The following is a 26,770-nucleotide window of genomic DNA, read 5'->3' as shown; positions in this document are numbered from 1 at the left end:
TAATTGAGGGCGAGAAAAGTCTGGCGAAAAGGGTTGAAATTCACGAGTTATAGTAGGGAGGGAGGTTTCTGGATTAAAAAGTGATGCCGGAGTTTATGCTTGTTAGAACATACTTCCGGCATTGGGAAATGGATAATATTATTTCCGCGGGGTGACTTCTTTGCGAAGCTGAGAAAGTAATTCCTCACCCACGAAGCGTTCGAATGTTTCGGGTGTTGGGGTGTCCTTTTGCATTTTTATGGCAGCGAGGTATTTTGCCTTGTCTTCTCCCGGGATGATGATGAGCGGTTCCCTGAACATCATCTGGATATAGTTCATCATCAGGAGGCCGACGGTAATATTCCCAGCCTCGAAAGGTTTTATGTGCATGAAGCGATAGTGAAAGTCTGCGGCAAGTTTCACGGTCAGTATGTCGTGAACGTTCCCCAGCTTTTCATTTGTCTCTTTACACAATTGTTCCAGCATATCCGGGATCTGGGCATAGTTGGCGAGGATACCCTCTTCATAGTACTCTTCTCCCAGCCGGAAATCGCCCAGCGAGGTATCGTAACCGCCGATCGTCGTGTACACCTCTTTGCCTGTGTGTTGCATTACTTTTGCGCTGATTTCTCGTACGAAGTCGAGCGAGAACCTTTTGCGTTGTTGCGCGCATTTAACCAGGTAAAGGAATGCGTTGCTCAGGTCTTTTATCCGGTGCGTGTCTTCTCGTGTTACTTTGGGTGAGATCTCAATGTCGTTCAAGATATTGAAAAAGTCCTGTTTTTTGATGTCCATGCCGTCTAGGCGGGCAATCTCGTAAAGTAACGTTTCCGACCGTCGGGGCGAATAGCCTTTCGTGTCCAGTTTCGCTCTTTCGAGGTATTCTTCGCGGGTTTTACATAGTTCTTGCCACATAATCGTTCTTTTTTATCGATGATACGTGTAAACAAAACGGGGGTTTGTTTTTTTATGGTTATTTGTGACAAGGCGATTTATGTTGACAATTTTGTTTGGAATGTTGTATCTTTGTGTGCTCAAAAGAACGAATAAATATGATTAGGGTTGAGAGAGATAAAGTTACGTTCTACCAGTTCTTGGGATTACGGGATTTTCCGGGATTAATTCATTTCGTGTCGGGAAGGGAAGGTGGCGTTAGTGTCGGTGGGCAAGCTGCGTTGAATCTGGGATTCATGGATGAGGACCGGGATGACCGAGTGTTGACTAACCGGATGTCACTGGCGGAGGCTGTTGGTTGTGGTGTGGATGATTTTATTTTAGGAGAACAAAAACATACCACTCACGTAGAAGTCGTGACCCGGTCGCAACGTGGCCGGGGAGGACGGGAGAAAGCGACTCGCTTATCTTCGACAGATGCTTTGATTACGAGAGAAACGGGTGTTTGTCTGATGGTGCTTGCTGCCGATTGTGTTCCTGTTTTGATGTACGATCCCCGGGTACGGGTTATTGCTGCTGTTCATGCGGGATGGCGAGGTACGGTGGGAAGAATTACAGCGAAGACCGTAGAGCGGATGCGGGAGGAATTTGGATGTGACCCCCGGGATGTGATTGTCGGGATAGGGCCTTCTATCGGCCCCTGTTGTTTTGAGGTCGGGGAAGAAATCGTGGAGGCGGCACGTGAGGGGTTGGGAGATTTGACGGGATTGATCGAACCGGGGAAACAGGCCGGGAAGTATCTATTGAATTTATGGGAGGCTAATCGTCGTCAATTACGGCAAGTGGGGGTGGAGGATATTCGTATTGAAGTGGCGGGAATTTGTACCGTCTGTCATCATGATCGATTTTTTTCCTATCGAGGGGACCGGGGAAACACGGGACGATTCGGGGCGGGAATCATGTTAAATATATAGATGGAATGTTAGGAGGAATTTTTATTATTATGGCTTTTTATTTACTGGGTGAATGTTGTGCCTGGTTGATGAACGGTTTTGTGCCGGGGAGCGTGTTGGGGATGATGTTTTTGTTTTTGGCGTTATCCATGCATTGGGTCCGACCGGAGAGAGTGCGTCCGGTGGCTCGTTTTCTTTGTGATAACATGGCGTTTTTCTTTCTCCCGGCGGGAGTGGGGATTATCACGTCTATGGATGTGTTGTCCCGTTATTGGGACATCGTGTTGGTGGTGGGGACGGTGACGACTTTGTTGGTTTTGATCGTGGTGGCGGTTTTGCAACAATGGCAAGAGGATCATCGGGCGCATGGTAAAACGAATTAATTTGTAGGAAGATGCAGTCTATTATTTCGTCAGAGATATTTGTAATAACGTTGGTAGCCGGGGTATACTTGGCTGCGCTTTGGCTATACCGGAAAACGAAGTTGGCGCTGTTACATCCTTTGTTAGTTTCTATTCCGGCGTTAGTGGCGGTGATGAGTGTGATAGGGATTCCGTATGAATCTTTCCAGCAAGGGAGCCGGATGATTAATTTCCTGCTGGGACCTTCTGTCGTGGCCTTGGGCTACGTGTTGTGGGAACAGGTGGAATACATGAAGAGTAATGCGGTGTCGATCATGACTTCTATTTTTGTCGGGAGTTTGGTGGGAATCGTGAGTGTGATTTGTATTGCTCGCTGGATGGGAGCGGACCACGTGTTGATAGCGACATTGGAGCCGAAGTCCGTGACGACCCCGATAGCGATGGGAGTGGCCGAGAAAGCGGGTGGTATTCCTGCCATTGCGGCGGTAATTGTTATCGTGGTGGGGATATTCGGGGGAATCGTGGGGCCTTTCGTGTTGAACAAGTTGAACATTGATAGTAAGATTGCCCGGGGATTATCTCTTGGTGCCGCGGCTCACGGGTTGGGTACTGCCAGAGCGATGGAGTTGGGCGCATTGGAAGGAGCTATTAGTGGTTTGGCAATTGGTTTAATGGGAGTGATGACGGCGATACTGGTACCTGTCGTCGAGTGGGTAATGTCATTATTTTAGTATGTTACGGGATTTCACGGCCATAGATTTCGAGACGGCTAACCGTTACCCGACAAGCGCTTGCTCTATCGGGATTGTTGTCGTGCAGGACGGAGAGATCACGGAAGAGTTTTCGCACTTGATTAAGCCGGAACCTTACTATTTTAACAAGAAGTTTATCGAGATACATGGGATTACTCCCGTGATGGTGAAGGATGCACCTTCGTTTTATGATTTGTGGGGCGTGATCGGGCGTTACTTTGATACGGAGGCTTTGGTTGCCCACAACGCAGGGTTTGATATGAGCGTGCTGAAAGCTTGTTTGGAACGGGCGGATCTGTATGCCCGTTTACCTGAATCTTTTTGTACTTGCCGGTTGTCTCGGAAGTTGGTGAAAGGCTTGCCGAATTATAAATTGAATACTTTGTGTGATCATTTCGGGATTGCGTTAAATCACCACGAGGCGTTAAGTGATGCCCGGGGGGCGGCAAAAATCATGATTGAATTGTCGAAGTTGAGTCTTTTTTAAATATGTTCTGTATTTTCTAAGCTAAAGAGGTGTATCTCAAATGTATTGCATTGGTGTCGTGCTAGAGTCTCGTTAGTAAGTCAACGGGAAGTTAACGGAAAGTCAACGGGAAGTGGATGGGGAAAGTGGCACTTTTGTGGTGGATAAAACCTTGAAGTAAGGTTTATATATTAACGAGACACCTAAGAGTGTATCGTGGGATATATACGAGTGGGGCTGTTCAAAAAGTCATTTTATCTCAAAAAACTCCTCCGTCACTTCGTGCCACCTCCTCTATAAACAGAGGAGGAGCTGGTGATTCTTTCCGAAAATAGGGAGTATTTCAACTCTCCCTCTGTTTATAGAGGGAGTACCCCGAAGGGGGAGGAAGTTTGAAAAATGACTTTTGGGAACCCCTCGAATTTATAGTTTACTGATAATCTCTTTGAATATGGTTCCCATTCGAGGTTGAGCGTGGTTGCCCACGTCCTGTACTTCCGCGTGGTTCGTTTTGATAAGTTCCTCGCTGGCCGTGCTGTTCGTGATAACCGACATCCCGAAACATTCCATGTTCATGTGACGGGCAACAATGACTTCCGGCACGGTGGACATTCCCACGGCGTCTCCTCCGATAACCCGAATCCAGTTATACTCTGCCGGAGTTTCGAAGGATGGCCCTTGCAGTCCGGCGTACACGCCTTTTTGCAATGGAATGTTTAATTTCTTCCCGGCCTCTTCTGCCAGTTGAATCAAGCGTTTGCTATATGCCTCGGCCATCCCGGGAAAACGGGGACCGAGTTCATCGATATTTTTACCCCGTAGCGGGTGTTCCGGGAATAGGTTGATATGATCCCGAATGATCATTAGGTCACCAACCAGGTAATTCGTGTTCACGCCCCCGGCTGCGTTGGAAACGAAAAGAGTCTTTACCCCGAGAGCGTGCATCACTCTCACGGGAAAGGTCACTTCTTTCATGGAATAACCCTCGTAATAGTGGAAACGTCCCTGCATGGCAATGACTTTTTTGCCCCCAAAGGACCCGATAAGCAATTCTCCCCGGTGTCCCTGTACCGTGGAAACGGGGAAGTTTGGAATTGCCATATATGGGATGGCGTGTTCTATCTCGATTGATTTTCCCAATTCTCCCAGTCCTGTTCCTAGGATAATACCGATTGTATGCTCTCCTTTCACGAAGGGGGCTAGGTATTTGCTACTTTCTTGTATCTTGTCTAACATAGTCGTATATATTTTTTATGAGTTGATCTCTTGGAGTTAGGAATTCCGGTTCGATCGGGATATAGAAAATTTGTTGTCTGATCTCTTCCGGTATGTCGCATAACGTGAGGCGGACAGCATCTTTTTCCGTGGTGAAGATACATTTGTCCGTGGAGCTGATTTTATCGTACTCTTGGAGAATACGTTTTATGTCCGTGTCACTGTAATTGTGATGGTCCGGGAATGTGATGTGATCAATCTGGTCTGTCATCTGTTTTAAGTGTTCCACGTAGGGAGCCGGTTGGGCAATCCCGGTGACACAGAGTATGGCCGTTTTCGGGGTTACTGCGTGATGACTGTCCCCGTCCAGCGAACGAGGTCCCCCGTATCTCATGGACGTGAACAAAAGCTGTTGATAGGCTTTTAAATTTAAGTGTTTCAGGATGATCCGTTTCTCTATAGGAGAGATGTTAGCGGGACATTTGGTCACGATGACATAGTTTGCCCTGTCCTTGGCATGGATACTTTCCCGGAGACGTCCAAGGGGAAGTAAATGGTCCTCGTAGATAGGGCGGTTGTAGTCAATCAGCATGATATTTATGTCCGCTTTCACGTAGCGGTGTTGAAAACCGTCATCCAAGATGATTACTTCCGGTTTTTCCGGGAGTTGCATGAGTTTCTTGATGCCACGCACACGATCTGCGTCCACGGCTACCGTGATTTCCGGGAATTTATTCTTTATTTGCATGGGTTCGTCCCCGATGTCGTTTGCCGTGGAGTTTTCCGTTGCCAGCACGAAACCGGACGTCTTTCGTTTATACCCCCGGCTGAGGCAGGCTACACGGTAATCATTTTTCAACTCGTTGATCAGGGATTCCGTGTGAGGGGTTTTTCCCGTTCCGCCCACGGTGATATTTCCCACGCAAATAATGGGGACGTCAAACTCCCGTATCTTTAATATGCCCAAGTTGAACAAGCGGTTACGAATACTGACTCCGATGCCGTACAGTACGCTTAAAGGCCATAAAATGAGATTTTTCAACACAATATTTCGCTTTAATTAAACGTGAGATCGTAAGGTATTCTGGCTACCATGCCTTTTATTTTTAATAATTCTTTCTGTTCCCGGTAAGTATCATAGAAATCGCCCAGTTCTGATTTTAATATGCTGGTTCTGATGCTTTGTGAGAAATTTATCAGAATATCTTCGAAAGGACTGCGTTCAACCGGTAGTTCGGTGATCTGATAGTTGTTCAGACCTGCTTTGTTTGCAGCGATGGCAATGGCATCTTCCAGTCCGCCTAACACGTCAACCAATCCGAGTTTCAGCGCATCCTCTCCTGTCCATACCCGTCCTTGTGCGATTTCGTTTACCGCCTCTTTGGTCATGTGGCGTCCTTGGCTTACCCGATCGAGGAAGGTGTCATATCCCCGGTTGATGTAGGTCTGCATCACGTTGCGCTCGTAATCTGTTAAGGGACGATCACTGATAGGGATGGGTAGCGGGTAACCGCCACCGAAATCACTGTGTTCGTTGGTCTTCACCACGTCGGAAGAAATTCCTAGTTTATCTTTGATCAGTTTCTCTCCGCTGAATAGTAAACCGAATATACCGATGGAACCTGTGAGGGTTGTCGGGTCTGCCACGATAGTGTCTGCCGCGCAGGATATGTAGTACCCTCCGGACGCGGCCACGTTACCCATGGAGGCGATAAACGGTTTAGTCTGGGCGGCCAGTTGTACCTCTTTCCAGATAATATCGGAAGTCAGCGCGCTACCTCCCGGGGAGTTTACACGTAACACGATAGCTTTGATGTTTTTATCTTCACGTGCTTTCCGGATGGTCGTGGCTAGTTCCGGTCCTATACTTTCCGGTCCCTGTTGGAATTCGATATTCCCTTGTGCGTAGATCACTGCGATCTTGTCGGCGGCAAAGTTCACGCTTGGGAAAGTGGCTTTCGTGTAATCTTCGAAATTTGTCAGGGATAGTTTTTCATCATCTGTTAATCCACATGCTTCTCGCAGTTTGTCGAGCATGACGTTTTCGTAAAGGGCTCCATCAAAAAATCCTTCTTTCACGAATTCTTCCGTCGGGTAGATTTTGAAATCATCGGTGATTTGATTGATCTTTTCTACCGGGATATTTCTGCTGGCGGAAATTCCTTTCACGATGTTACCCCAAAGAGAATTTAAATAGGTCTGTACCTGTTCCCGGTTGGCATCACTCATGTGTGTTTCGATGTAAGGTTCCACGGCTGATTTAAATTTACCGACACGAATAACTTCCGGTTGTACCCCGATTTTTTTCAAAAGGTCTTTGTAGAATGATATGTTCGCACTCATTCCGGTTAATAGTAGCGGAGTTTCGGGATTAACGAAAACACTATCGGCAACTGTCGCCAAGTAGTAGCTCTTTTGGGAATACCCCAGATTGGTGTAGCTGTAAATGAATTTACCGCTTTTTTTGAATCTCAACAAGGCATTCCGGATCTCGTCAATTGTGGCGAGAGCCCCGAAATTAGAGTTAATCTCTGTCAGATCCAGGTAAATCCCCTTGATGCGGGAATCCTTGCTGGCGTTGTCAATGTATTCAAGTATTTTATTTAGCCCGATTTGTTTCTCTGGGCTCATGGTCATCAAGTTAAAGTTCTGAAATGGGTTCTCCGATGCCCTGTCTGGGATCGCTGTCTTCAGTGATAGTTTTAGTATCGTGTTGTCTTTGATCTCGATCGTGGGACTGGAGAAACTGGCTATGGCCCCGACGAGCCCGATAAACACGAAAAACAGGATAACGTGTACGATAATAATACCGACAATGGTCGCTAACAAGTATTTCAGAAAGCTTTTCATTATGTGTTGTTTTAAATTATTAATAATCTCGGGTAAAATTTAGAGATACAAAATATGGCTTATATTGTAAATCTTGTTTACAAATGTATGGATATAATTCCGGTCATACAAAATTTTAATTGATTTTGTCGATTCACTATTTTACAAACTTTGTAAACTTATTTTGTTGACATTTGTTTTTTTGATAGTTTTACGTGCAGAATTCGGTTGCGTTTCGGGAGATAGATATACCCTTACGATGCGTGGCTAAAATGTTTGTAGCGAAAACTGTAACTCTTTAATTATACGACATGAGCAAATTTGAAGTTATTGGTGGGAGACGATTGAAAGGTGAGTTGGTTCCCCAGGGAGCAAAGAATGAGGCATTACAGGTGATCTGTGCTTGTTTGTTGACTAGGGAAGAAGTGGTTATCAGTAATATCCCGGAGATATTGGATGTGATAAAATTGATTGATCTACTTCGGGGTATGGGAGTGAAGGTAGAGAGACTTCAAAAAGGTGAGTTTTCTTTCCGGGCGAACGAGATAAATTTCGATTACCTGGAAACAGAAGATTTTTATAGTAAAGCGGCTAGTTTACGCGGGTCGATCATGATTTTGGGCCCGCTGTTAGCCATGCATGGTTGCGGTTTGGTTCCCAAGCCGGGAGGGGATAAAATCGGGCGTCGTCGGTTAGATACCCATTTTCTTGGTTTCGAGAAATTGGGAGCCACGTTCGAGTATGATGCGATTTCGGGGTGTTACAAGGCCTCTGCCCAGAAATTACGGGGAACTTATATGTTACTTGATGAGGCATCGGTGACCGGAACGGCGAATATTATCATGGCTGCCGTGTTGGCGGAAGGGGTGACCACGATCTATAACGCTGCTTGTGAGCCTTACGTGCAACAGTTATGCAGGATGTTAAATGCTATGGGAGCCCGGATTTCGGGGATTGCTTCCAATTTGTTGACGATTGAAGGGGTTGAAAGTCTTGGGGGGTGTCAGCATCGTTGTTTACCCGACATGATCGAGGTGGGTAGTTACATAGGACTTGCAGCATTGACCCGTTCGGAGATCACGATTAAGAATGTCGCTATTCCCCAGTTAGGTATTATTCCGGATGCGTTCCGTAAGTTGGGAATCCGGGTAGAGGAACGTGGGGATGATTTATATATTCCTCGTCAGGAACATTACATGATAGAAGATTTCATTGATGGTTCAATTTTGACAATTGCCGATGCTCCTTGGCCGGGGTTGACGCCCGACTTGTTGAGTGTATTCCTTGTTGTTGCTACTCAGGCAAAAGGAAGTGTGCTGATTCATCAGAAGATGTTCGAGAGCCGCTTGTTCTTCGTGGACAAATTAATCGACATGGGGGCGAAGATTATTCTTTGTGATCCGCATCGGGCCACGGTTATCGGACAAAACCATGAATCTCAGCTACGGGCCACCAAGATGACGTCGCCGGATATACGTGCGGGAATCGCCTTGTTGATCGCGGCGTTGTCTGCGCAAGGGACAAGTGTCATTGATAACATCGATCAGATTGACCGCGGTTACGAGCATATTGATGAAAAGTTGAATGCGATTGGTGCGGAGATCAGACGGGTTGACTGAGGAAGAACGTAATAATTTTAGATTTAGGGATTTTAGATTTTAGATTGAACTCCCCTCCTTCGGGTAGGAGCTGTCCAAAAAGTCATTTCTCAAACTCCCTCCCCCCCCTTCGGGGTACTCCCTCTATAAACAGAGGGAGAGTTGAAATACGCCCTGTCTTCAGGAAGAGTCACCAGCTCCTCCTCTGTTTATAGAGGAGGTGGCACGAAGTGACGGAGGAGTTTATTTTTTCAAATTATCTCCGCTTTTAGCGTGTCCGTGCATTCTGAGAGAAGAGTGGCAATGGTTTTGTGACTGACCGGATGAATGAAGGTCGGCATGATTTCGTTCAGGGGGGCAAGTACGAAATTACGTTGTGCTAGTCTGGGATGAGGAACTGTCAGGCGAGGCGTGTTGATGATTTGGGAATCACAGAAAAGAATGTCTATATCCATGGTTCGGGAACAGAACTGAGTACCGGAGCGAACTCGTCCGAGTTTTTGTTCTGTGGCCTGACATTTATCCAAAACTTCTTCCGGGAGTAGATTTGTTTCGTAAGTAACAATTTGGTTATAAAAAGAATCAGATGATTCGAATCCCCACGGGGCGGTTTCGTAAAGGGAAGAACAGCGTTCGATCTTCCCTATGCTTGACATTTCCGTTATGGCCTCGTCGATCAAGGCTTTCCGGTCCCCTTGATTTCCCCCGAAGATTAGAGTAACTAACATCCCAAGTAATTTTAGATTTGATGATTTTAGATTTTAGATTGAAAGAACATTCAATTTAAAATTTGCAATCTAAAATCTACTATTAGTTGTGTTTTTTGTAAAATTGTTTCTTGTTGTTTTTCTGTTGCTTGTTGTTATTCGTGGGTTTGGTATTTTTCTTCTGCAACAAGTCTTTCGAGTGAGAAAGGATCATTCCTTCCGGCATTTCGATATTGCCACCGTATAATGTATTGATGTCGTTGTAGATTTGATCGTCTTCCACGGAGTCTTTATTCCACGTAAGGAATGATTTTTTCATGTGGTTGGCGGTTAACACCGTGAGTACTCTTTTGATTTCGGGGTCTTCTGTTTCTTTGATTTTCTCGATTAGTTTCTCGGTGAGAAGACCGTAGTGTTTGTATTTGATCCGGTGATTATTATACGGTAACTTTTCCGGTTTTTCTTCCAGAATATCTTTTTCCGGGAGTGGGTAGGGAGAATCAATGTCCAACGTGAAGTTTGACATGATCATCAGGTGATCCCACAATTTATGACGGAAATCCGGAACGTCCCGAAGGTGTGGGTAAAGATTTCCCATCACGCTGATTACTGTTTTGGCTGCACGGGTACGCTCGTCTCTGTCTGTTATTGTTGCCAGGTGGTCAACCATCATTTGAATATTCCTTCCATATTCGGGAAGAATAAGTTTTTTTCTTTGGCTATTATAGTCCATTACAGGATAATTTTGATCTTAAAAATTTTTTATTTTATGGGAAAACGCCGGAAAATCACATTAAAATACCGGAATAATCAATCCCTCGCATCTATTAGAAATTAGAATATGTTGCAAATATAATATTTTTTGTTTATAAGTCATTAATTTGTATGCCCTTGCACGTAAAGTTTTGCAAACTTTAACAATAAAACCTTTTGACCGTGCTTTGGGAACATCACTTTTGCCTTTTTATTTACTCCCAAACCATCTATGGAAATTACCTTTCCCGGGCCAAAATTGGGGTGAAAGATTACCATGTCGGGAATAATCTGTTCCCCGTTGATGGGTACCAGTTTCGAGGTGTCAATGTCCGGCACTTCAACCTTGGGTTGAAGGGTAATGTTAGGACGTGCCACTTTTTCCTGTATTCCGGGACCGTGTAATGAGCGTCCCATGGAGGAACGGGCCGGGGTGAAAAATCCATCCAAGTAGTGCGGGTCGATTTCTGCGATAAACCGGGAGGGTTGCGGATAGACCACGTTACCATTTTTGTACCGGGAAGTGGAATAGGTCATGATCACTCTTTTCTCTGCACGGGTCAGTGCCACGTAAAACAACCTTCTCTCTTCTTCCAAAGCGGAAGGGGAATAGGCACTTTGCTGGGCGGGGAAAAGTTCTTCTTCCATGCCCACGATAAAGACGTTTTCAAACTCCAGTCCCTTGGCGGAGTGGATGGTCATTAGGGTCACCTTATTATTGTCTTCCGGTTTCTCGCTATCCTGATCGGTTAGGAGGGCAACGCCTTCCAGAAATGCAGGGAGTTTGTCATCCCGCCCTTCCTTGTAAGCGGTTTCACAGAAATCTTTGACTGCATTCAGTAACTCCTGTATGTTTTCTCGGCGGGACACCCCTTCCGGCGTGTCATCGGAAGAAAGGTCTTCTATGATACCGGATGCTTTGGCCACTCGATAAGTTGTTTCGTATGCATTCTCTTCTTTGGCAATCTCGGTGAATCCCTCGATTAGTTGCCTAAAATGAGTTAGTTTGGCTGCAGTCATGGCAGAAACCATACCCGGAACTTTGTTCAAGTTGCAAAGTAGCGTCCAGATGCTCACGTTGTATTTTTGTGCCACTTCTTTCAGCTTGTCGATCGTGGTGTCCCCGATGCCTCGCCGCGGATAGTTGATGATTCGTTTTAAGGCTTCCTCGTCATTCTGGTTGATTGTCAGTCGCAGGTAGGCTATCAGGTCTTTGATCTCCTTGCGTTGGTAGAATGAAAGTCCACCGTATATTTTATAAGGTATATTTCTTTTTCGTAAGGCCTCTTCCATGATACGGGACTGGGCGTTTGTCCGGTACAGAATAGCGAAATTGTTGAACTCCGCTTGTTCGTTCTGAGAGATACGGAATATCTCCTGTGCCACTTGGAAACCTTCTTCCTTGTCGGATAAGGCTTTCATCACCCGGATTTTATCTCCTTCCTCGTTCTGGGAGAATGTTTTTTTCGGAATTTGTTCCTTGTTCCGGCTGATGATGCTATTTGCTGCGTCAACGATGGTGGTCGTGGAACGGTAATTTTGTTCCAACTTGCACAACTTGTAGCCCGGGTAATCATTTCGGAAATTCAAGATGTTCTCGATACGGGCTCCCCGGAATGAATAAATACTTTGTGCGTCATCACCTACCACGCAGATGTTTTTATGCTGTTCTGCCAGTCTTTTGATGATGAGGTACTGCGAATAGTTCGTGTCCTGGTACTCGTCCACGAGTATGTAGTCGAACTTCTTCTGGTATTTTTCCAGTATCTCCGGAAAATCTCGGAAGAGAATATTCGTTTGCAATAGGAGGTCGTCGAAATCCATGACGTCGCTTTGCTTGCAACGGGCTTGGTAATACTTGTATATTTCCGAGATCATGGGTTTCTTGGCCGCTTGGTCGGCAGAAGTGATCTTTGCCGATTGGGCATATGCCTGTGCCACGACGAGGTTGTTCTTGGCCATGGAGATGCGCCCTAGCACGTCGTTGGGTTTGTACACCTTGTCGTCCAGTTTCAGGTCCTTGACAATAGACTTGATCAGGTTTTTCGAATCCTGTGAATCATATATCGTGAAATTGGACGTGTACCCGAGATGTTCGGCCTCAACCCGTAGAATTTTGGAGAAAATAGAGTGGAAGGTTCCCATCCATAAGTTGGCAGCGTTACCTTGTCCCACGAGGGTGGCAATACGTTTCTGCATCTCCCGTGCGGCTTTGTTGGTAAACGTCAGTGCGAGAATACGGTAAGCGGGTACTCCCTTGCTCAACAGGTTCGCGATACGATATGTCAAAACCCTTGTTTTACCCGATCCTGCTCCGGCAATCACAAGCGTGGGCCCATCCGTGTTCACGACGGCCTCTCGTTGGTTCTCGTTCAATTCGTTAATAAAATCCACGATAAATAAATTCAGAAAAACATTTAACCTTGTGTCTGCAAAGTTACTACAAAAAAGTGAAATGCGGAAAGATATAGTGATAGAATTGAGTTACAAGGGTTTTGGTTGAAGTGGCGATAATCCGTGAAGCCATTACAATCCCTGCCGAAGCCAAATCCTGACGCCGCTACGTTACTTGTTCGTAACCATGCCCGAAAATGCGACAAACGGGTACGAATAGCGAAACAAGGCTCTAAGGAATAGTGAGTTATCCATAACTCATGCGAAAAATCAGGTTACGGAAAAAGATTGCGCCGTTCCTCCCCGTTTTGCGTACCAACACCGGACTCTTCACCAACTAATTTTGAAACCCAAAAATTAAGGACAATGAAGAGTACATTTTCAGTAATCTACTACCTCAAGCGTCAGGTAGTGAAAAAGGACGGGACAGTTCCCGTCATGGGACGCATCACGGTGGACGGCAGCCAGACACAGTTCAGCTGCAAACTGACTGTCGATCCGAAACTGTGGGACACCAAAGGTGGACGTGTCACGGGCAGAAGCACGGCGGCACTCGAAACGAACCGTATGCTTGACAAGATGCGGGTACGCATCAACAGGCATTATCAGGAAATCATGGAGCGTGACAACTTCGTCACGGCGGAGAAGGTGAAGAACGCCTTTCTCGGACTGGAACACCGCTACCACACGCTGATGCAGGTGTTCCGCCAGCACAACGAGGACTACGAGAAGCAGGTGGAGGCAGGCATGAAAGCCAAAGGCACGCTGCTGAAGTACCGCACCGTTTACAAGCACATGCAAGAGTTCCTCGACATCCGCTACCATGTGAAGGACATCGCCCTAAAAGAGCTTACCCCGGCTTTCATCTCCGACTTCGAGATGTTCCTGCGCACGGACAAGCACTGCTGCACCAATACCGTGTGGCTGTACGTCTGCCCGTTACGGACGATGGTATTCATCGCCATCAACAACGAGTGGCTGACGCGCGACCCGTTCCGCGAGTATGAAATCAAGAAGGAGGAAACAACACGCAGTTTCCTGACCAAAGATGAGATCCGCCTGCTGATGGAGGGGAAACTGAAAAACGCCAAACAGGAATTGTACCGCGACCTCTACCTGTTCTGCGCCTTCACGGGGCTGTCGTTCGCGGATATGCGCAACCTTACGGAAGAGAATATCCGCACCTACTTCGACGAACACGAGTGGATAAACATCAACCGCCAGAAAACGGGCGTGGTGTCCAACATCCGCCTGCTCGACATCGCCAACCGCATAATCGGCAAATACCGGGGACTGTGCGGGGACGGCAGGATATTTCCCGTTCCGCATTATAACACGTGCCTTGCCGGTATCCGTGCCGTCGCCAAGCGTTGCGGCATCACCAAGCATATCACGTGGCATCAGAGCCGCCACACGGCAGCCACGACGATATTCCTCTCCAACGGTGTTCCCATCGAAACGGTCAGCTCCATGCTCGGACACAAGAGCATAAAGACGACGCAGATTTACGCAAAGATAACCAAAGAGAAGCTCAATCAGGACATGGAGAACCTTGCCGCAAGATTGAACGGCGTCGAGGAATTTGCAGGTTGCACCATCTAAAAAGAAAAGCCATGAAACGTGACACAATCATCATCGAGGACAAGGCAGTCAGCGTAACCGGTAACGACGTGTGGATGACCGCCACCGAAATAGCCGGATTGTTCCATACGACCGTCCCGGCAGTGAACGCCGCCATCAGAGCCGTCCGCAAGTCGGACGTGCTGAACGACTACGAGGTGTGCCGCTACATGCAGCTTGAAAACGGGCTGCACGCGGACGTGTACGCCCTTGAAATCATCATCCCGGTCGCTTTCAGGGTGAATACCTACAACACCCACCTGTTCCGCACATGGCTGGTGGGAAAGGCACTCTCACAAGAGAAACGGCAGACATACGTGATGTTCATACAGAACGGAAAAGCCGGGTATTGCTGATTGCACATACCCCATAAGACAAGTAAACGGGTAGCACCACAAAAGGTGTCACCCGTTTACTTTTTCATGAAACCGCCTCACTCCAGCGGCTTGCGGTAGTTCGCTTCCAGTACCCCGCGCAGCCCCGTTTCCGGGTAAAGCACCTTCCCTCCCAAAAGTATGAAGGGCAACACGCGGTTGTTGCGGTATTCCTGCAAGGTGCGCCGGCTCACACGGAGCAGTTCCGACACCTCGCCGTCCGTCAGGTAACGTTCCCCGTCCAGCGGAGGACGGTAGCTTTCCAGAAATGCGGACAGCCATTTCGAGCCTTTGCGCATATCCTGCACCACAGAGGCTATCGGCTCGTCTTCCATCGTAAAAACATCGTTGTTCTCGTTCATCATAACTTCGGATTCAGTGGGTGAATAAATCAAATCATCTGCCGTGCGGATAGAGCGTGCCGACAAGCGGTATCAGCCGCTTCACCTCCTCTGGCTTGTAATAGAACCTGCGGTTTATCTGCGAGTAGCCGATAAGCCGCCTGTCACGCAGCGTCTGCAACGTGCGCGGGCTTATTCTCAACTGCCCGCAGACCTCCTCGCCCGTGAGCCATCTTTCCATGCGCCCCGTGTCGCTTTTGCGCCTCAGGGCGGCGACCTTCTCCGAGAGTGCGCCGAATGCCGCCACCATCATCTCGAAAGTCTTTTTCTCGATAGATACTATTTCCATATTCATGTCATTTAGAGTTTGCCGCAAAGGTAACGAAACGGCATACAAGACGTATCGTTTTCCGCTGAAAGGCTGCCTGTTGCGCCGTTTGACCGGGTTACGGAGCCATCTTCCGCAAAAATCTTACGTGAGTCACGTAGTGAGTTGTTAAAGCCCCTTTTGTTTATTGCCGAATTTTGTCGCAGAAACAAAAAGAAAGGACTGAACATGAAAGTGATAACAATGGAAAGTTCCGCCTACAAGGAGATGATGGCGCAGATTGCGAACATCGCAGGGTACATCCGCGAGGCAAGGGACGAGAAGAAACGGAAGCGGGAAACCGAAGACAAGCTGCTTGACACGGCACAGGCGGCGAAGATGCTCAACGTGAGCAAGCGCACCATGCAGCGTATGCGCACCGACCACCGTATCGAGTATGTGGTGGTACGCGGAAGCTGCCGCTACCGCCTTTCCGAGATACTGCGGCTATTGGAGGACAACACAGTAAGGAACGAGGAAGGGACAATAGACACCCTGTTCCACAACCACACGCTGCGCACGGGCGGCAAACCAAAAGGAAGGAGGACATAGGTCATGGAACTGCTCACACGAAACAACTTCGAGGGCTGGATGCAGAAGCTGATGGAACGGCTCGACCGTCAGGACGAACTGCTGCTGGCGATGAAGGCTGAGGGGAAACAGCCCACTATCACGGAAAGCATCCGCCTTTTCGACAATCAGGATTTGTGCATGTTGCTCCAGATAAGCAAACGCACCCTCCAACGCTACCGCAGCGTAGGCGCATTGCCCTACAAGACGCTGGGCAAGAAGACCTATTACAGCGAGGAGGACGTGCTGACATTCCTTTCCAACCATATCAAGGACTTCAAAAAGGAAGATATAGCCTTCTACAAGGCTCGTATCCATAATTTCTTTCATAAATAACCCATTAAAACATTTTTCAGATGGCAAAGAAAAAAGACGAAAAGGACGTGCTGGTAGTCCGTGACGAGAAGACAGGCGAGATCAGCGTGGTAGCCGGGCTGAACGCGGACGGCACACCCAAGCGCACCCCCGCAAAAGCGGAGAACGCGCAGAGTTTCCTGCAATTCGACCGACATGGCGACGTGCTGGACAACTTCTTCAAGAACTTCTTCCGGCAGTGCAAGGAACCCAGCCGCTTCGGTTTCTACCGCATTGCGGCAGACCAAGCTGAAAATCTCTTAGAGGTGATGAAGCAACTGCTGAAAGACCCCGAAGCGAACAAGGAGCTGCTCGCCCCTCACAAGGTGGACACCTCCGACTATGAGAAGAAGGTGCAGGAAGAGATGGCAGCACAACAGACAGAGAAACAAGAACCTCAAAAACAGGAGAACATGGAACAACGGAAAGAACAGCAACAGGACAAATCCGAACAGATGCAGGGCAAACGTGGCTACCAGCCCATCGACGAGAGTAAAATCAACTGGCAGGAGCTGGAGGACAGATGGGGCGTAAAGCGGGACAACCTTGAAAAGTCCGGCGACCTTACGAAGATGCTCAACTATGGCAAGTCCGACTTGGTAAAGGTCAAACCGACCTTCGGCGGCGAATCATTCGAGCTGGACGCCCGCCTCTCCTTCAAGAAGGACGGTGAGGGAAACATCAGCCTCGTGCCGCACTTCATCCGCAAGGAGCAGAAGCTGGATGAGTACAAGGAACACAAATTCTCCGACAATGACCGGAAGAACCTCCGCGAAACGGGCAATCTCGGTAGGGTCGTGGACATTGTGGACAGGGAAACGGGCGAGATCATCCCCTCCTACATCAGCATCGACCGCAAGACGAATGAAATCACGGACATTCCGGCAAGCAGGGTGCGCATCCCGGAGCGCATCGGCAAGACGGAAATCACCACGCAGGAGCGGGACATGCTCCGCGCCGGACTGCCCGTACGCGACAAGCTCATCGAGCGCAACGACGGCAGAAAGTTCGTCACCACCCTGCAAGTGAACGTGGAGCAGCGCGGCGTGGAGTTCGTGCCGGGAACCGGCAAGTCGCCCCGTACCGCACAGACACAGGAAACCAAAGGCGACACATCGAAAAGTCAGGCGCAGGGCGGGGAAAATGCCGCACAGACCAAGAAGGAGCAACGCCGCAACACGTGGACGAACGAGGACGGCAGCATCCGCCCCATCAGCAAATGGAGCGGCGTGAGCTTCACCGACCAGCAGAAAGCCGACTATGTGGCGGGTAAAGCCGTGAAGCTGGAGAACGTGACCGACAAGCAGGGCTTCCATGCCACGATGTATATCAAGTTCAACCCGGAGAAGGGACGCCCGTACCGCTACGACACGAACCCTGACAATGCACAGCAGGTTGCTCCGTCCAACGAGAGCCGCACGCAGGTGGCGGTGAACAACGATGGCAAGACCAACGAGGCTACAAAGAATCTGAGAGAGCCGTTGCAGAAAGGTCAGACCAACCCGAAGGACGCCCGCCAGCAACAGCAGCAGGAGAAGCCGCAGAAGAAAACGGGCAAGGGCATGAAAATGTAATCCCGTGTCCGCCACTGAATCCAAAATAAAATCCAAAGTATCAACAAAAAAGAAGAAGACATGAAGACAATCATTGCAGAAAAGCCCTCCGTGGCACGTGAAATCGCCCGCATCGTGGGCGCGACAAAGAGAGAGGAAGGATATTTCGAGGGAGGCGGTTATGCCGTGACATGGGCATTCGGACACCTCGTTCAGCTTGCCATGCCCGACGGCTACGGCGTGCGCGGATTTGTCCGTGACAACCTCCCGATTATTCCCGACACATTCACGCTCGTCCCCCGTCAGGTCAGGACGGAGAAAGGTTACAAGCCCGACAGCGGCGTGGTGTCGCAGATAAAAGTCATCAAAAGACTGTTCGACACAAGCGAACATATCATCGTGGCGACCGATGCCGGACGCGAGGGAGAGCTTATCTTCCGCTACCTCTACCACTATACGGGTTGCACCACTCCTTTCGTGCGCCTGTGGATCAGCTCTCTCACCGACAAAGCTATCCGCGAGGGACTGCGGAAACTCGAAGACGGCAGCAAATACGACAACCTCTACCTCGCCGCCAAAGCGCGGAGCGAATCCGACTGGCTCGTGGGCATCAACGGCACACAGGCGTTATCCATCGCCGCCGGACACGGCACGTATTCCGTGGGGCGGGTGCAGACACCAACGTTGGCTATGGTATGTGAACGCTACTGGGAGAACCGCCGCTTTACGTCCGAAGCATTCTGGCAGCTCCATATCGCAACGGACGGTTGCGACGGCGAAGTCGTGAAATTCTCATCCTCCGAGAAATGGAAAGAGAAAGAACCGGCGATGGAACTATATAATAAGGTAAAGGCGGCAGGTTGCGCCACTGTCACGAAAGCCGAGCGCAAGGAGAAGACGGAGGAAACTCCCTTGCTCTACGACCTGACCACGCTCCAGAAAGAAGCCAACGCCAAGCACGGCTTCACGGCGGAACAGACGCTTGAAATCGCGCAGAAACTCTACGAAAAGAAGTTGATAACCTATCCGAGAACGGGAAGCCGCTACATCCCCGAAGACGTGTTTGCCGAAATTCCCAAACTGCTCGCTTTCATCGGCACACAGCCCGAATGGAAAGACAAGGTGCGGGCAAAAGCCGCCCCGACACGCCGCAGCGTGGACGACGGCAAGGTGACAGACCACCATGCCCTGCTCGTCACGGGTGAGAAACCGCTCTTCCTCTCCAAAGAGGACAATACCATCTATCAGATGATTGCCGGGCGCATGGTCGAGGCATTCTCTGAGAAATGCGTCAAGGATGTGACCACTGTCACGGCGGAATGTGCCGGAGTGGAGTTTACCGTAAAAGGCAGCGTCGTGAAGCAAACCGGATGGCGTGCCGTCTATGGCGAGGAAAAAGAGGAAATTACCATCCCCGGCTGGCAGGAAGGCGACACGCTGACACCGAAAGGCTCGTCCATTACCGAAGGAAAGACCAAACCCAAGCCGCTGCATACCGAAGCCACCCTGCTCTCGGCAATGGAAACGGCGGGCAAGGAAATTGAGGACGACGCACTGCGGCAGGCGATGAAGGACTGTGGCATCGGTACTCCCGCCACACGCGCCTCCATCATCGAAACGCTTTTCAAGCGCGGTTACATGGAACGCTGCAAGAAGTCGCTTGTTCCCACCGAAAAAGGACTTGCCCTCAATTCCGTCGTCAAGACGATGCGCATCGCCGATGTTGCCATGACGGGCGAATGGGAAAAGGAGCTGGCGCGTATCGAGCGCGGGGAACTGTCCGACGACACCTTCCGCAAGGAGATAGAGGCGTACACACGTGAGATAACCTCCGAACTGATCTCGTGCGACAAGCTCTTCGGCAGCCGTGACTCCGGCTGCGCGTGTCCCAAGTGTGGCACGGGCAGGATGCGGTTCTACGGCAAGGTGGTACGCTGCGACAACACGGAGTGCGGACTGCCCGTGTTCCGGCTGAAAGCGGGACGCACCCTGTCCGACGATGAAATCAAAGACCTGCTCACCGAAGGGCATACCAAGCTGCTCAAAGGGTTCAAGAGCAAACAGGGCAAGAGTTTCGATGCTGTTGTCGCCTTTGACGGGGAATATAACACGACTTTTGTGTTCCCGGAGGCTAAAAAGGACAAGAAATTTTCAGGACGGAAGAAATAGTATTAACTTTGCCACTTGTTCAGAGTAATGAATTGTTCTTCGATACCGGATTACACTCATACTTTGGATTTAGTGGTGGCACTCGGAGGGATACCGAGTGCCTTTTTCTTCCTTTTTCCAACCGATTATCCCGTTAATTATCAATCCGCTAAATCCAAAGTAATGAACAACAAGAAGAAAAACGAGGGTCAGACCGACTTTTCCTATTACGGTCTGTACCTGCTGGACTATCTCCGCACGAACAAGTTTGAACAGGCTGACGACACCGCTTTCATACGGGAACGGGCCGACCGTGCCGCCGAAACGTATGAGAGGGCACGGCTTGAAGGCTATCCCGCCGATGGTGCGCAGGAACTGGCGATGGACACGCTGCTGCGCGGGCTGCATTATTCCCGTTACGCCATCCTCCGCGAAGTCGTGGAAAACGAGTTTGCCGATGAAGTGCCGGAAGAGAAGCGTGAAGCCTTTGTCCTGAAACTGCTGCCGCTTGTCGGCAACGTGTTCTCCGTCTATGACCTCTCGGATGACAATTTCGCCCTGTCTTCCGATTACGACCTGCTCTACACGGAGCTGACGGGAGCAACCGTCCTTTACTTAGACGAATATGGCGTTTAACCGCAAACAGAAACTGCGGGACAACATCGAGGCGATACGGACGGCATTCATCCTTGACAGGGAAAATAGGACAGCGACAACCGAAGAGCGTGCCATACTTCAAAGGTACTGCGGTTTCGGCGGTCTGAAATGTATCCTCAACCCTGCAAAGGAACTGACGGATGCCGTCCGGTGGGCGAAATCCGACCTCGAACTGTTCGCCCCGACGGTGGAGCTGCACAGGCTTATCCGTGAGAACAGCAAGGACGAAACAGAGTACAAGCGGTTTGTGGATTCGCTGAAAGCGTCCGTGCTGACCGCTTTCTACACCCCCAAAGAGATAACCGACACCATCGCGGACGTGCTGGCAGATTACAGCGTCCGCCCCGCCCGTATGCTCGAACCGTCGGCAGGTGTCGGCGTGTTCGTGGATTCCATGCTGCGGCACAGCCCCAATGCGGATGTGATGGCTTTCGAGAAGGATCTGCTCACGGGTACAATCTTGAGGCATCTCTATCCCGACCAGAAAATGCGCACCTGCGGTTTTGAGAAAATCGAAAGACCGTTCAACAATTATTTCGACTTGGCGGTGTCCAACATTCCGTTCGGTGACATTGCCGTGTTCGACGCGGAGTTTCAGCGGAGCGACTCTTTCGGCAGACGCTCCGCCCAGAAAACCATCCACAACTATTTCTTTCTCAAAGGACTGGATGCCGTGCGTGACGGCGGTATCGTGGCGTTCATCACCTCGCAAGGGGTATTGAATAGCACCAAGACCTCCGTGCGTAACGAGCTGTTCAGTCAGGCCAATCTGGTATCCGCGATACGCCTGCCCAACAACCTGTTCACGGACAACGCGGGCACGGAGGTGGGCAGTGACCTGATTGTCCTGCAAAAGAACCTCAGCAAGAAGGAAATGTCGCAGGACGAGCGGCTGATGACCGTGATACAGACGGACACGAAAACCGCCCTGACCGACAACGCCTATTTCATCCACCACCCGGAACGCATCGTGCATACGATGGCGAAACTTGACACAGACCCCTACGGGAAGCCCGCTATGGTTTATCTGCACGAGGGCAAGGCAGCAGGCATCGCCGGGGATTTGCGCCGTATGCTCGACGAGGATTTCCATTACAGGCTTGCCATGCGCTTGTATTCGGGTTCAATCCGGCAGGCAGGAACGGAAGAAAAAGTTGCCGTTCAAAATAAAGTAGAGCGTCCTGCCATAAAATTGGAAACAGTATCCTCGGCGCAGACGGTGGAAACTCCGACAGAAAAGCCGCAACCCGCAGATGAAAAGCCGGAGATAGAACCGCGCCCGCAATATTCCGCAGGCGTGCAGCTCACCCTGCTTGACCTCTGGGGGATGACGGAAGAGGTCAGCCAACCGAAAACCTCCAAAAAGAAAAAGACGGTGAAAAAGGCAGTTACGGCAAAGTCCACTCCGCCCAAACCGAAAGTCACGGTTACACCGACAGCTCCAACTGCAAAACCCGCAATGGAGAATAAGGAGGTGAAAGCGGAGAACACCGCCAAGCCTGCCGACCCGGACGACATCTATGCCACACTGGACTGGGATACCAATCCTCCCATCAACGGTTTCTATGAAATGATGATGGGTTTGACGCCGGAGCGTAGGAAAGAACTTCGGGAACTGGCAAGGCAGCATAACGAGAAACAAGTGGCGGAAAAGACGGAAGTGAAAGCCGTGCCGGAAACTTCCCGTGAGCAGCCACGACAGGAGGAAACACAGCCGGAGGCAGTCGCCGCACCTGCCGTTACAGATACCCCATCGGAAGCGGTGGGGACTTTCCTTTTCCCCGACATCGAAGCGGAAAAGCCGAAGGAGGAAGTCGTGGACCTTTCTCCGCGTGCCTACCACCGCACGCCGGAGATGCACCTGCGCGAAGGGTCGCTGGTGGCTGACCGGGGGCGTCATAACATCGGCTACCTGAAAGACATCACGCCATACGGGGCGACATTCCAGCCGCTCGACCTGAAAGGATACCAGAAGGAAAAGGCGTTGTTGTATGTGTCGCTGCGTGACGCCTACGAGCGTCTGTACCGTTATGAATCGCTCCGGCGCGAGGCAAATGTTCCGTGGCGAGAGCATCTGAATACCTGTTACGATGAGTTTGTCATGCGCTACGGCAACCTCAACGCCAAGCAGAACGTGAAGTTAGTGATGATGGATGCGGGCGGGCGCGACATCCTTTCGCTGGAACGGATGGAAAACGGAAAGTTCGTCAAGGCGGACATCTTCGAGCATCCTGTTTCCTTCGCGGTGGAGAGCCATGCCAACGTAGGCTCTCCCGAAGAAGCCCTGTCTGCGTCGCTCAACAAATATGGTACGGTCAATCTCGACTATATGCGGGAGATAACCGACAGCACGGCGGAGGATTTGCTCACTGCCCTGCAAGGGCGCATCTACTACAATCCGCTCGTGACCGGTTACGAAATCAAAGACCGTTTCATCGCCGGAAATGTCATAGAGAAAGCGGAACGCATAGAGGCATGGATGGGTGACAATCCCGAAAATGAGCGTATGCCGGAGGTGAAGCAGGCGTTGGAGGCTCTGAAAGATGCCGAGCCGCAGCGCATCGCCTTCGAGGATCTGGACTTCAATTTCGGGGAACGCTGGATTCCGACGGGTGTCTATGCCGCCTACATGAGCCGGCTGTTCGACACGGAGGTGAAAATCGCCTATTCCGCAAGCATGGACGAGTTTTCGGTGGTGTGCGGCTACCGCACCATGAAAATCACGGACGAGTTTCTGGTGAAGGGGTATTACCGGAACTATGACGGTATGCACCTCCTAAAACACGCCCTGCACAACACCTGCCCTGACATGATGAAGTCCATCGGCAAGGACGAGCATGGCAACGACATCAAGATGCGCGACAGCGAGGGAATACAACTCGCCAACGCCAAGATTGACGAGATACGAAACGGCTTCTCCGAATGGCTCGAAGAGCAGTCGCCGCAGTTCAAGGAGCGGCTTGTGACGATGTATAACCGCAAGTTCAACTGTTTCGTGCGCCCGCGCTACGACGGCTCCCATCAGACCTTTCCCGACCTCAACCTGAAAGGGCTGGCAAGCCGGGGTATCAAGAGCGTCTATCCCTCACAGATGGATTGCGTCTGGATGTTGAAACAGAACGGCGGCGGAATTTGCGACCACGAGGTGGGAACCGGTAAGACGCTGATAATGTGCATCGCCGCGCATGAGATGAAGCGTCTGAATTTGGCACACAAGCCGATGATTATCGGGCTGAAAGCCAACGTTGCGGAGATTGCAGCCACCTATCAGGCGGCATATCCCAACGCACGTATTCTGTACGCTTCGGAGAAGGACTTTTCGACCGCCAACCGTGTGCGCTTCTTCAATAATATAAAGAACAACGACTACGATTGCGTCATCATGTCGCACGACCAGTTCGGCAAGATACCGCAGTCGCCGGAATTGCAGCAGCGCATCCTGCAAGCAGAGCTTGACACGGTGGAGGAAAACCTCGAAGTGCTACGGCAGCAGGGAAAGAACGTGTCGCGGGCGATGCTGAAAGGATTGGAGAAGCGCAAGCACAACCTTGAAGCGAAGCTGGAGAAGGTGGAACACGCCATAAAGTCACGCACGGACGACGTGGTGGATTTCAAGCAGATGGGCATCGACCACATCTTCATAGATGAGAGCCACCAGTTCAAGAATCTGACTTTCAACACGCGCCACGACCGTGTGGCGGGATTGGGAAACAGCGAGGGAAGCCAGAAGGCACTTAACATGCTCTTTGCCATACGCACCATACAGGAGCGCACAGGAAAAGACTTGGGTGCGACCTTCCTCTCCGGCACGACTATCAGCAACTCACTGACTGAATTGTACCTGCTGTTCAAGTACCTGCGCCCGAAGGAGCTGGAACGGCAGGACATAAGGTGTTTCGACGCTTGGGCGGCGATATTTGCCAAGAAGACGACGGATTTTGAATTTAACGTGACGAACAATGTGGTCCAGAAGGAGCGTTTCCGCTACTTCATCAAAGTGCCGGAGCTTGCCGCCTTCTATAATGAAATCACGGACTACCGCACGGCGGAGGATGTGGGCGTTGACCGTCCTGCCAAGAACGAGATACTGCACCATATACCGCCCACGCCGGAACAGGAGGACTTCATACAGAAACTGATGCAGTTCGCCAAGACGGGCGATGCCACCTTGTTGGGCAGGCTGCCGCTTTCGGAAACGGAAGAAAAGGCGAAGATGCTCATCGCCACGGACTATGCCCGGAAAATGGCACTCGACATGCGCATGATAGACCCGAATTACGAAGATCATCCCGACAACAAAGCGAGTCACTGTGCCAAGATGATCGCGGAGTATTATCAAAAATACGACGCCCAGAAAGGCACGCAGTTCGTTTTCTCTGATTTGGGGACATACCAGCCGGGCGACGGGTGGAACGTCTATTCGGAAATCAAGCGCAAACTGACGGAGGACTACGGTATACCGCCAAGCGAGGTGCGCTTCATTCAGGAGTGCAAGACCGACAAGGCGCGGAAGGCGGTGATAGACGCCATGAACGCCGGGACGGTGCGTGTGCTGTTCGGCTCTACCTCTATGCTCGGAACGGGTGTGAACGCCCAGAAACGGTGTGTGGCTATCCATCATCTCGATACGCCGTGGCGACCGTCCGACTTGCAACAGCGTGACGGACGCGGAGTTAGGGCAGGTAATGAGATTGCCAAACATTTCGCCGGGAACAACGTGGATGTAATCATCTACGCGGTGGAGAAGTCACTGGACAGCTACAAGTTCAACCTCCTGCACTGCAAGCAGACTTTCATAAGCCAGCTCAAAAGCGGTGCGATGGGTGCGCGTACCATCGACGAGGGGGCAATGGACGAAAAATCGGGCATGAATTTCTCGGAATACATGGCGTTGCTCTCCGGCAATACCGACCTGTTGGACAAGGCGAAACTGGAAAAGCGGATCGCATCGCTCGAAGGGGAACGCAAGTCGTTCAACAAGGGCAAGCGTGATTCGGAGTTCAAGCTGGAGTCAAAGACCGGCGAGTTGCGCAACAACACGGCTTTCATAGATGCCATGACGGAGGACTGGAACCGCTTCCTGTCGGTGGTGCAGACCGACAAGGAGGGCAACCGCCTTAATATAATAAAGGTGGACGGAGTGGATTCCGCCGATGAGAAGGTCATCGGAAAGCGTTTGCAGGAGATAGCCAAGAATGCCACGACCGGAGGGTTGTACACGCAGGTCGGTGAACTTTACGGTTTTCCGATAAAGGTGGTGAGCGAAAGGATACTCAAAGAGGGATTGGAGTTCACCGACAACCGCTTCGTGGTCGAGGGGAACTACAAGTACACCTACAACAACGGGCATCTGGCGATGGCTGACCCGTTGGCCGCCGCCCGCAACTTCCTCAACGCGATGGAGAGGATACCCTCCATCATCGACCAGTACAAGGCGAAGAACGAGGTGCTGGAGATGGAGATACCGCAGTTACAGGAGATAGCGGGTAAGGTGTGGAAGAAGGAGGACGAGCTGAAGCAGTTGAAGTCCGAACTTGCCGCCCTTGACCGAAAAATTCAGCTGGAGCTTGCGCCACCCACGCCCGAAGTCGCAGAAAAGGAGAATGAAGGGCAACAGCTCAAGCCGGAAGCGGAAGATGTGAGGAACAGGCAGGCGCAATATCCCGAAAATGCACCGCCGCAGATACGCAGTCCGGCGGATAGTATCGTTGCCAACCATGTCATAATCGGGCGTCCGGGACTGTATGCCAAGGAGGAAACCCGGTCCAAAGGATTGAAAATATAACCTAAGGAATTTTATCTGAAGTATTAATAAGGGCTATCCCAAAAGGTCTAAAAGTAAATTTTATCCTTTCTGCAAGTATCTATAGGATGGCAACTGCAT

General features: G+C 50.3%; 22 protein-coding genes. 13 read left to right on the top strand and 9 right to left on the bottom strand.

Features of this window, described 5'->3' with window-relative positions; genetic code table 11:
* Window positions 1–138: 138 nt before the first annotated feature.
* On the bottom strand, window positions 139–894 hold the full coding sequence (locus F1644_RS08325; protein ID WP_118305423.1) for a Fic family protein: 756 nt from the start codon (window positions 892–894) through the stop codon (window positions 139–141).
* A gap of 137 nt (window positions 895–1,031) precedes the next feature.
* Here F1644_RS08325 and pgeF point away from each other — a divergent pair, with 137 nt between their 5' ends.
* From pgeF to F1644_RS08305, 4 genes are read left to right on the top strand one after another with little or no spacing between them, the layout of a single operon-like run.
* On the top strand, window positions 1,032–1,847 hold the full coding sequence (gene pgeF, locus F1644_RS08320; protein ID WP_118305424.1) for a peptidoglycan editing factor PgeF: 816 nt from the start codon (window positions 1,032–1,034) through the stop codon (window positions 1,845–1,847).
* Between the two features lie 5 nt (window positions 1,848–1,852).
* Entirely contained in the window at window positions 1,853–2,209 is a 357-nt protein-coding gene (locus F1644_RS08315; protein ID WP_087422618.1) for a CidA/LrgA family protein, read from the top strand.
* Window positions 2,210–2,220: 11 nt separating this feature from the next.
* The gene (locus F1644_RS08310) at window positions 2,221–2,919 is read left to right on the top strand and encodes an LrgB family protein (RefSeq protein WP_087422617.1); all 699 of its coding nucleotides are present in this window, start codon (window positions 2,221–2,223) and stop codon (window positions 2,917–2,919) included.
* Between the two features lies 1 nt (window position 2,920).
* Window positions 2,921–3,427 carry a 3'-5' exonuclease gene (locus tag F1644_RS08305; protein WP_118305425.1) on the top strand — a complete coding sequence of 169 codons (507 nt, stop codon included), beginning with the start codon at window positions 2,921–2,923 and terminating at the stop codon, window positions 3,425–3,427.
* A 402-nt stretch (window positions 3,428–3,829) separates the two neighbouring features.
* Here F1644_RS08305 and F1644_RS08300 read toward each other — a convergent pair whose 3' ends face one another.
* From F1644_RS08300 to sppA, 3 genes are read right to left on the bottom strand one after another with little or no spacing between them, the layout of a single operon-like run.
* On the bottom strand, window positions 3,830–4,642 hold the full coding sequence (locus F1644_RS08300; RefSeq protein ID WP_118305426.1) for a purine-nucleoside phosphorylase: 813 nt from the start codon (window positions 4,640–4,642) through the stop codon (window positions 3,830–3,832).
* Window positions 4,617–5,669, bottom strand: coding sequence for a tetraacyldisaccharide 4'-kinase (gene lpxK / locus F1644_RS08295; protein ID WP_118305427.1), 1,053 nt, complete (start codon window positions 5,667–5,669; stop codon window positions 4,617–4,619). The genes F1644_RS08300 and lpxK overlap by 26 nt, the downstream gene beginning before the upstream one ends.
* Window positions 5,670–5,677: 8 nt before the next feature.
* Entirely contained in the window at window positions 5,678–7,471 is a 1,794-nt protein-coding gene (gene sppA / locus F1644_RS08290; RefSeq protein WP_118305428.1) for a signal peptide peptidase SppA, read from the bottom strand.
* Window positions 7,472–7,761: 290 nt separating this feature from the next.
* Here sppA and murA point away from each other — a divergent pair, with 290 nt between their 5' ends.
* A complete protein-coding gene (gene murA, locus F1644_RS08285; protein WP_027201748.1) occupies window positions 7,762–9,069 on the top strand; it encodes a UDP-N-acetylglucosamine 1-carboxyvinyltransferase in 1,308 nt (435 codons plus the stop codon).
* Window positions 9,070–9,299: 230 nt separating this feature from the next.
* On the opposite strand, the gene folK is transcribed toward murA, so the two are convergent.
* From folK to F1644_RS08270, 3 genes are all read right to left on the bottom strand, one after another.
* Entirely contained in the window at window positions 9,300–9,776 is a 477-nt protein-coding gene (folK, locus tag F1644_RS08280; RefSeq protein WP_118305429.1) for a 2-amino-4-hydroxy-6-hydroxymethyldihydropteridine diphosphokinase, read from the bottom strand.
* A gap of 82 nt (window positions 9,777–9,858) precedes the next feature.
* Window positions 9,859–10,488 (bottom strand): DUF4290 domain-containing protein, encoded by a 630-nt coding sequence (locus F1644_RS08275; protein ID WP_087422611.1) that lies wholly within the window; start codon window positions 10,486–10,488, stop codon window positions 9,859–9,861.
* 143 nt (window positions 10,489–10,631) lie between these two features.
* On the bottom strand, window positions 10,632–12,902 hold the full coding sequence (locus tag F1644_RS08270; protein ID WP_229782473.1) for an ATP-dependent helicase: 2,271 nt from the start codon (window positions 12,900–12,902) through the stop codon (window positions 10,632–10,634).
* A gap of 366 nt (window positions 12,903–13,268) precedes the next feature.
* Between F1644_RS08270 and F1644_RS08265 the strand changes: the two genes are divergently transcribed.
* Both F1644_RS08265 and F1644_RS08260 read left to right on the top strand, forming a co-directional pair.
* Complete coding sequence (locus tag F1644_RS08265; RefSeq protein ID WP_004291422.1) at window positions 13,269–14,504, top strand: site-specific integrase; 1,236 nt, start codon at window positions 13,269–13,271, stop codon at window positions 14,502–14,504.
* Window positions 14,505–14,515: 11 nt separating this feature from the next.
* Window positions 14,516–14,878, top strand: a complete 363-nt coding sequence (locus tag F1644_RS08260) for a hypothetical protein (RefSeq protein WP_004291423.1) — start codon at window positions 14,516–14,518, stop codon at window positions 14,876–14,878.
* Between the two features lie 77 nt (window positions 14,879–14,955).
* Here F1644_RS08260 and F1644_RS08255 read toward each other — a convergent pair whose 3' ends face one another.
* Together F1644_RS08255 and F1644_RS08250 are read right to left on the bottom strand one after the other, a co-directional pair.
* On the bottom strand, window positions 14,956–15,261 hold the full coding sequence (locus F1644_RS08255; RefSeq protein WP_004291424.1) for a helix-turn-helix domain-containing protein: 306 nt from the start codon (window positions 15,259–15,261) through the stop codon (window positions 14,956–14,958).
* 31 nt (window positions 15,262–15,292) lie between these two features.
* Window positions 15,293–15,592: a helix-turn-helix domain-containing protein gene (locus F1644_RS08250; RefSeq protein WP_004291426.1), complete on the bottom strand. Its 300-nt coding sequence runs from the start codon at window positions 15,590–15,592 to the stop codon at window positions 15,293–15,295.
* 138 nt (window positions 15,593–15,730) lie between these two features.
* On the opposite strand from F1644_RS08250, the gene F1644_RS08245 reads away from it, so the two are divergent.
* The 6 genes from F1644_RS08245 (at window position 15,731) to F1644_RS08220 (ending at window position 26,671) form a co-directional block, all read left to right on the top strand.
* The gene (locus F1644_RS08245; protein ID WP_004291432.1) at window positions 15,731–16,156 is read left to right on the top strand and encodes a helix-turn-helix domain-containing protein; all 426 of its coding nucleotides are present in this window, start codon (window positions 15,731–15,733) and stop codon (window positions 16,154–16,156) included.
* A gap of 3 nt (window positions 16,157–16,159) precedes the next feature.
* Window positions 16,160–16,510 (top strand): helix-turn-helix domain-containing protein, encoded by a 351-nt coding sequence (locus tag F1644_RS08240; RefSeq protein ID WP_004291454.1) that lies wholly within the window; start codon window positions 16,160–16,162, stop codon window positions 16,508–16,510.
* 20 nt (window positions 16,511–16,530) lie between these two features.
* Entirely contained in the window at window positions 16,531–18,102 is a 1,572-nt protein-coding gene (locus tag F1644_RS08235; protein ID WP_004291455.1) for a DUF3945 domain-containing protein, read from the top strand.
* A 60-nt stretch (window positions 18,103–18,162) separates the two neighbouring features.
* Window positions 18,163–20,250, top strand: coding sequence for a type IA DNA topoisomerase (locus tag F1644_RS08230; protein WP_004291456.1), 2,088 nt, complete (start codon window positions 18,163–18,165; stop codon window positions 20,248–20,250).
* Window positions 20,251–20,412: 162 nt separating this feature from the next.
* Complete coding sequence (locus tag F1644_RS08225) at window positions 20,413–20,865, top strand: DUF1896 domain-containing protein (RefSeq protein ID WP_004304266.1); 453 nt, start codon at window positions 20,413–20,415, stop codon at window positions 20,863–20,865.
* The gene (locus tag F1644_RS08220) at window positions 20,855–26,671 is read left to right on the top strand and encodes an N-6 DNA methylase (protein WP_004291462.1); all 5,817 of its coding nucleotides are present in this window, start codon (window positions 20,855–20,857) and stop codon (window positions 26,669–26,671) included. The genes F1644_RS08225 and F1644_RS08220 overlap by 11 nt, the downstream gene beginning before the upstream one ends.
* The last annotated feature ends 99 nt before the right edge of the window (window positions 26,672–26,770 follow it).

It is taken from the genome of Butyricimonas paravirosa, from assembly GCF_032878955.1.
GTDB classification, from domain to species: Bacteria; Bacteroidota; Bacteroidia; order Bacteroidales; family Marinifilaceae; genus Butyricimonas; species Butyricimonas paravirosa.
This window is presented reverse-complemented; position numbering and strand designations above follow the sequence as displayed.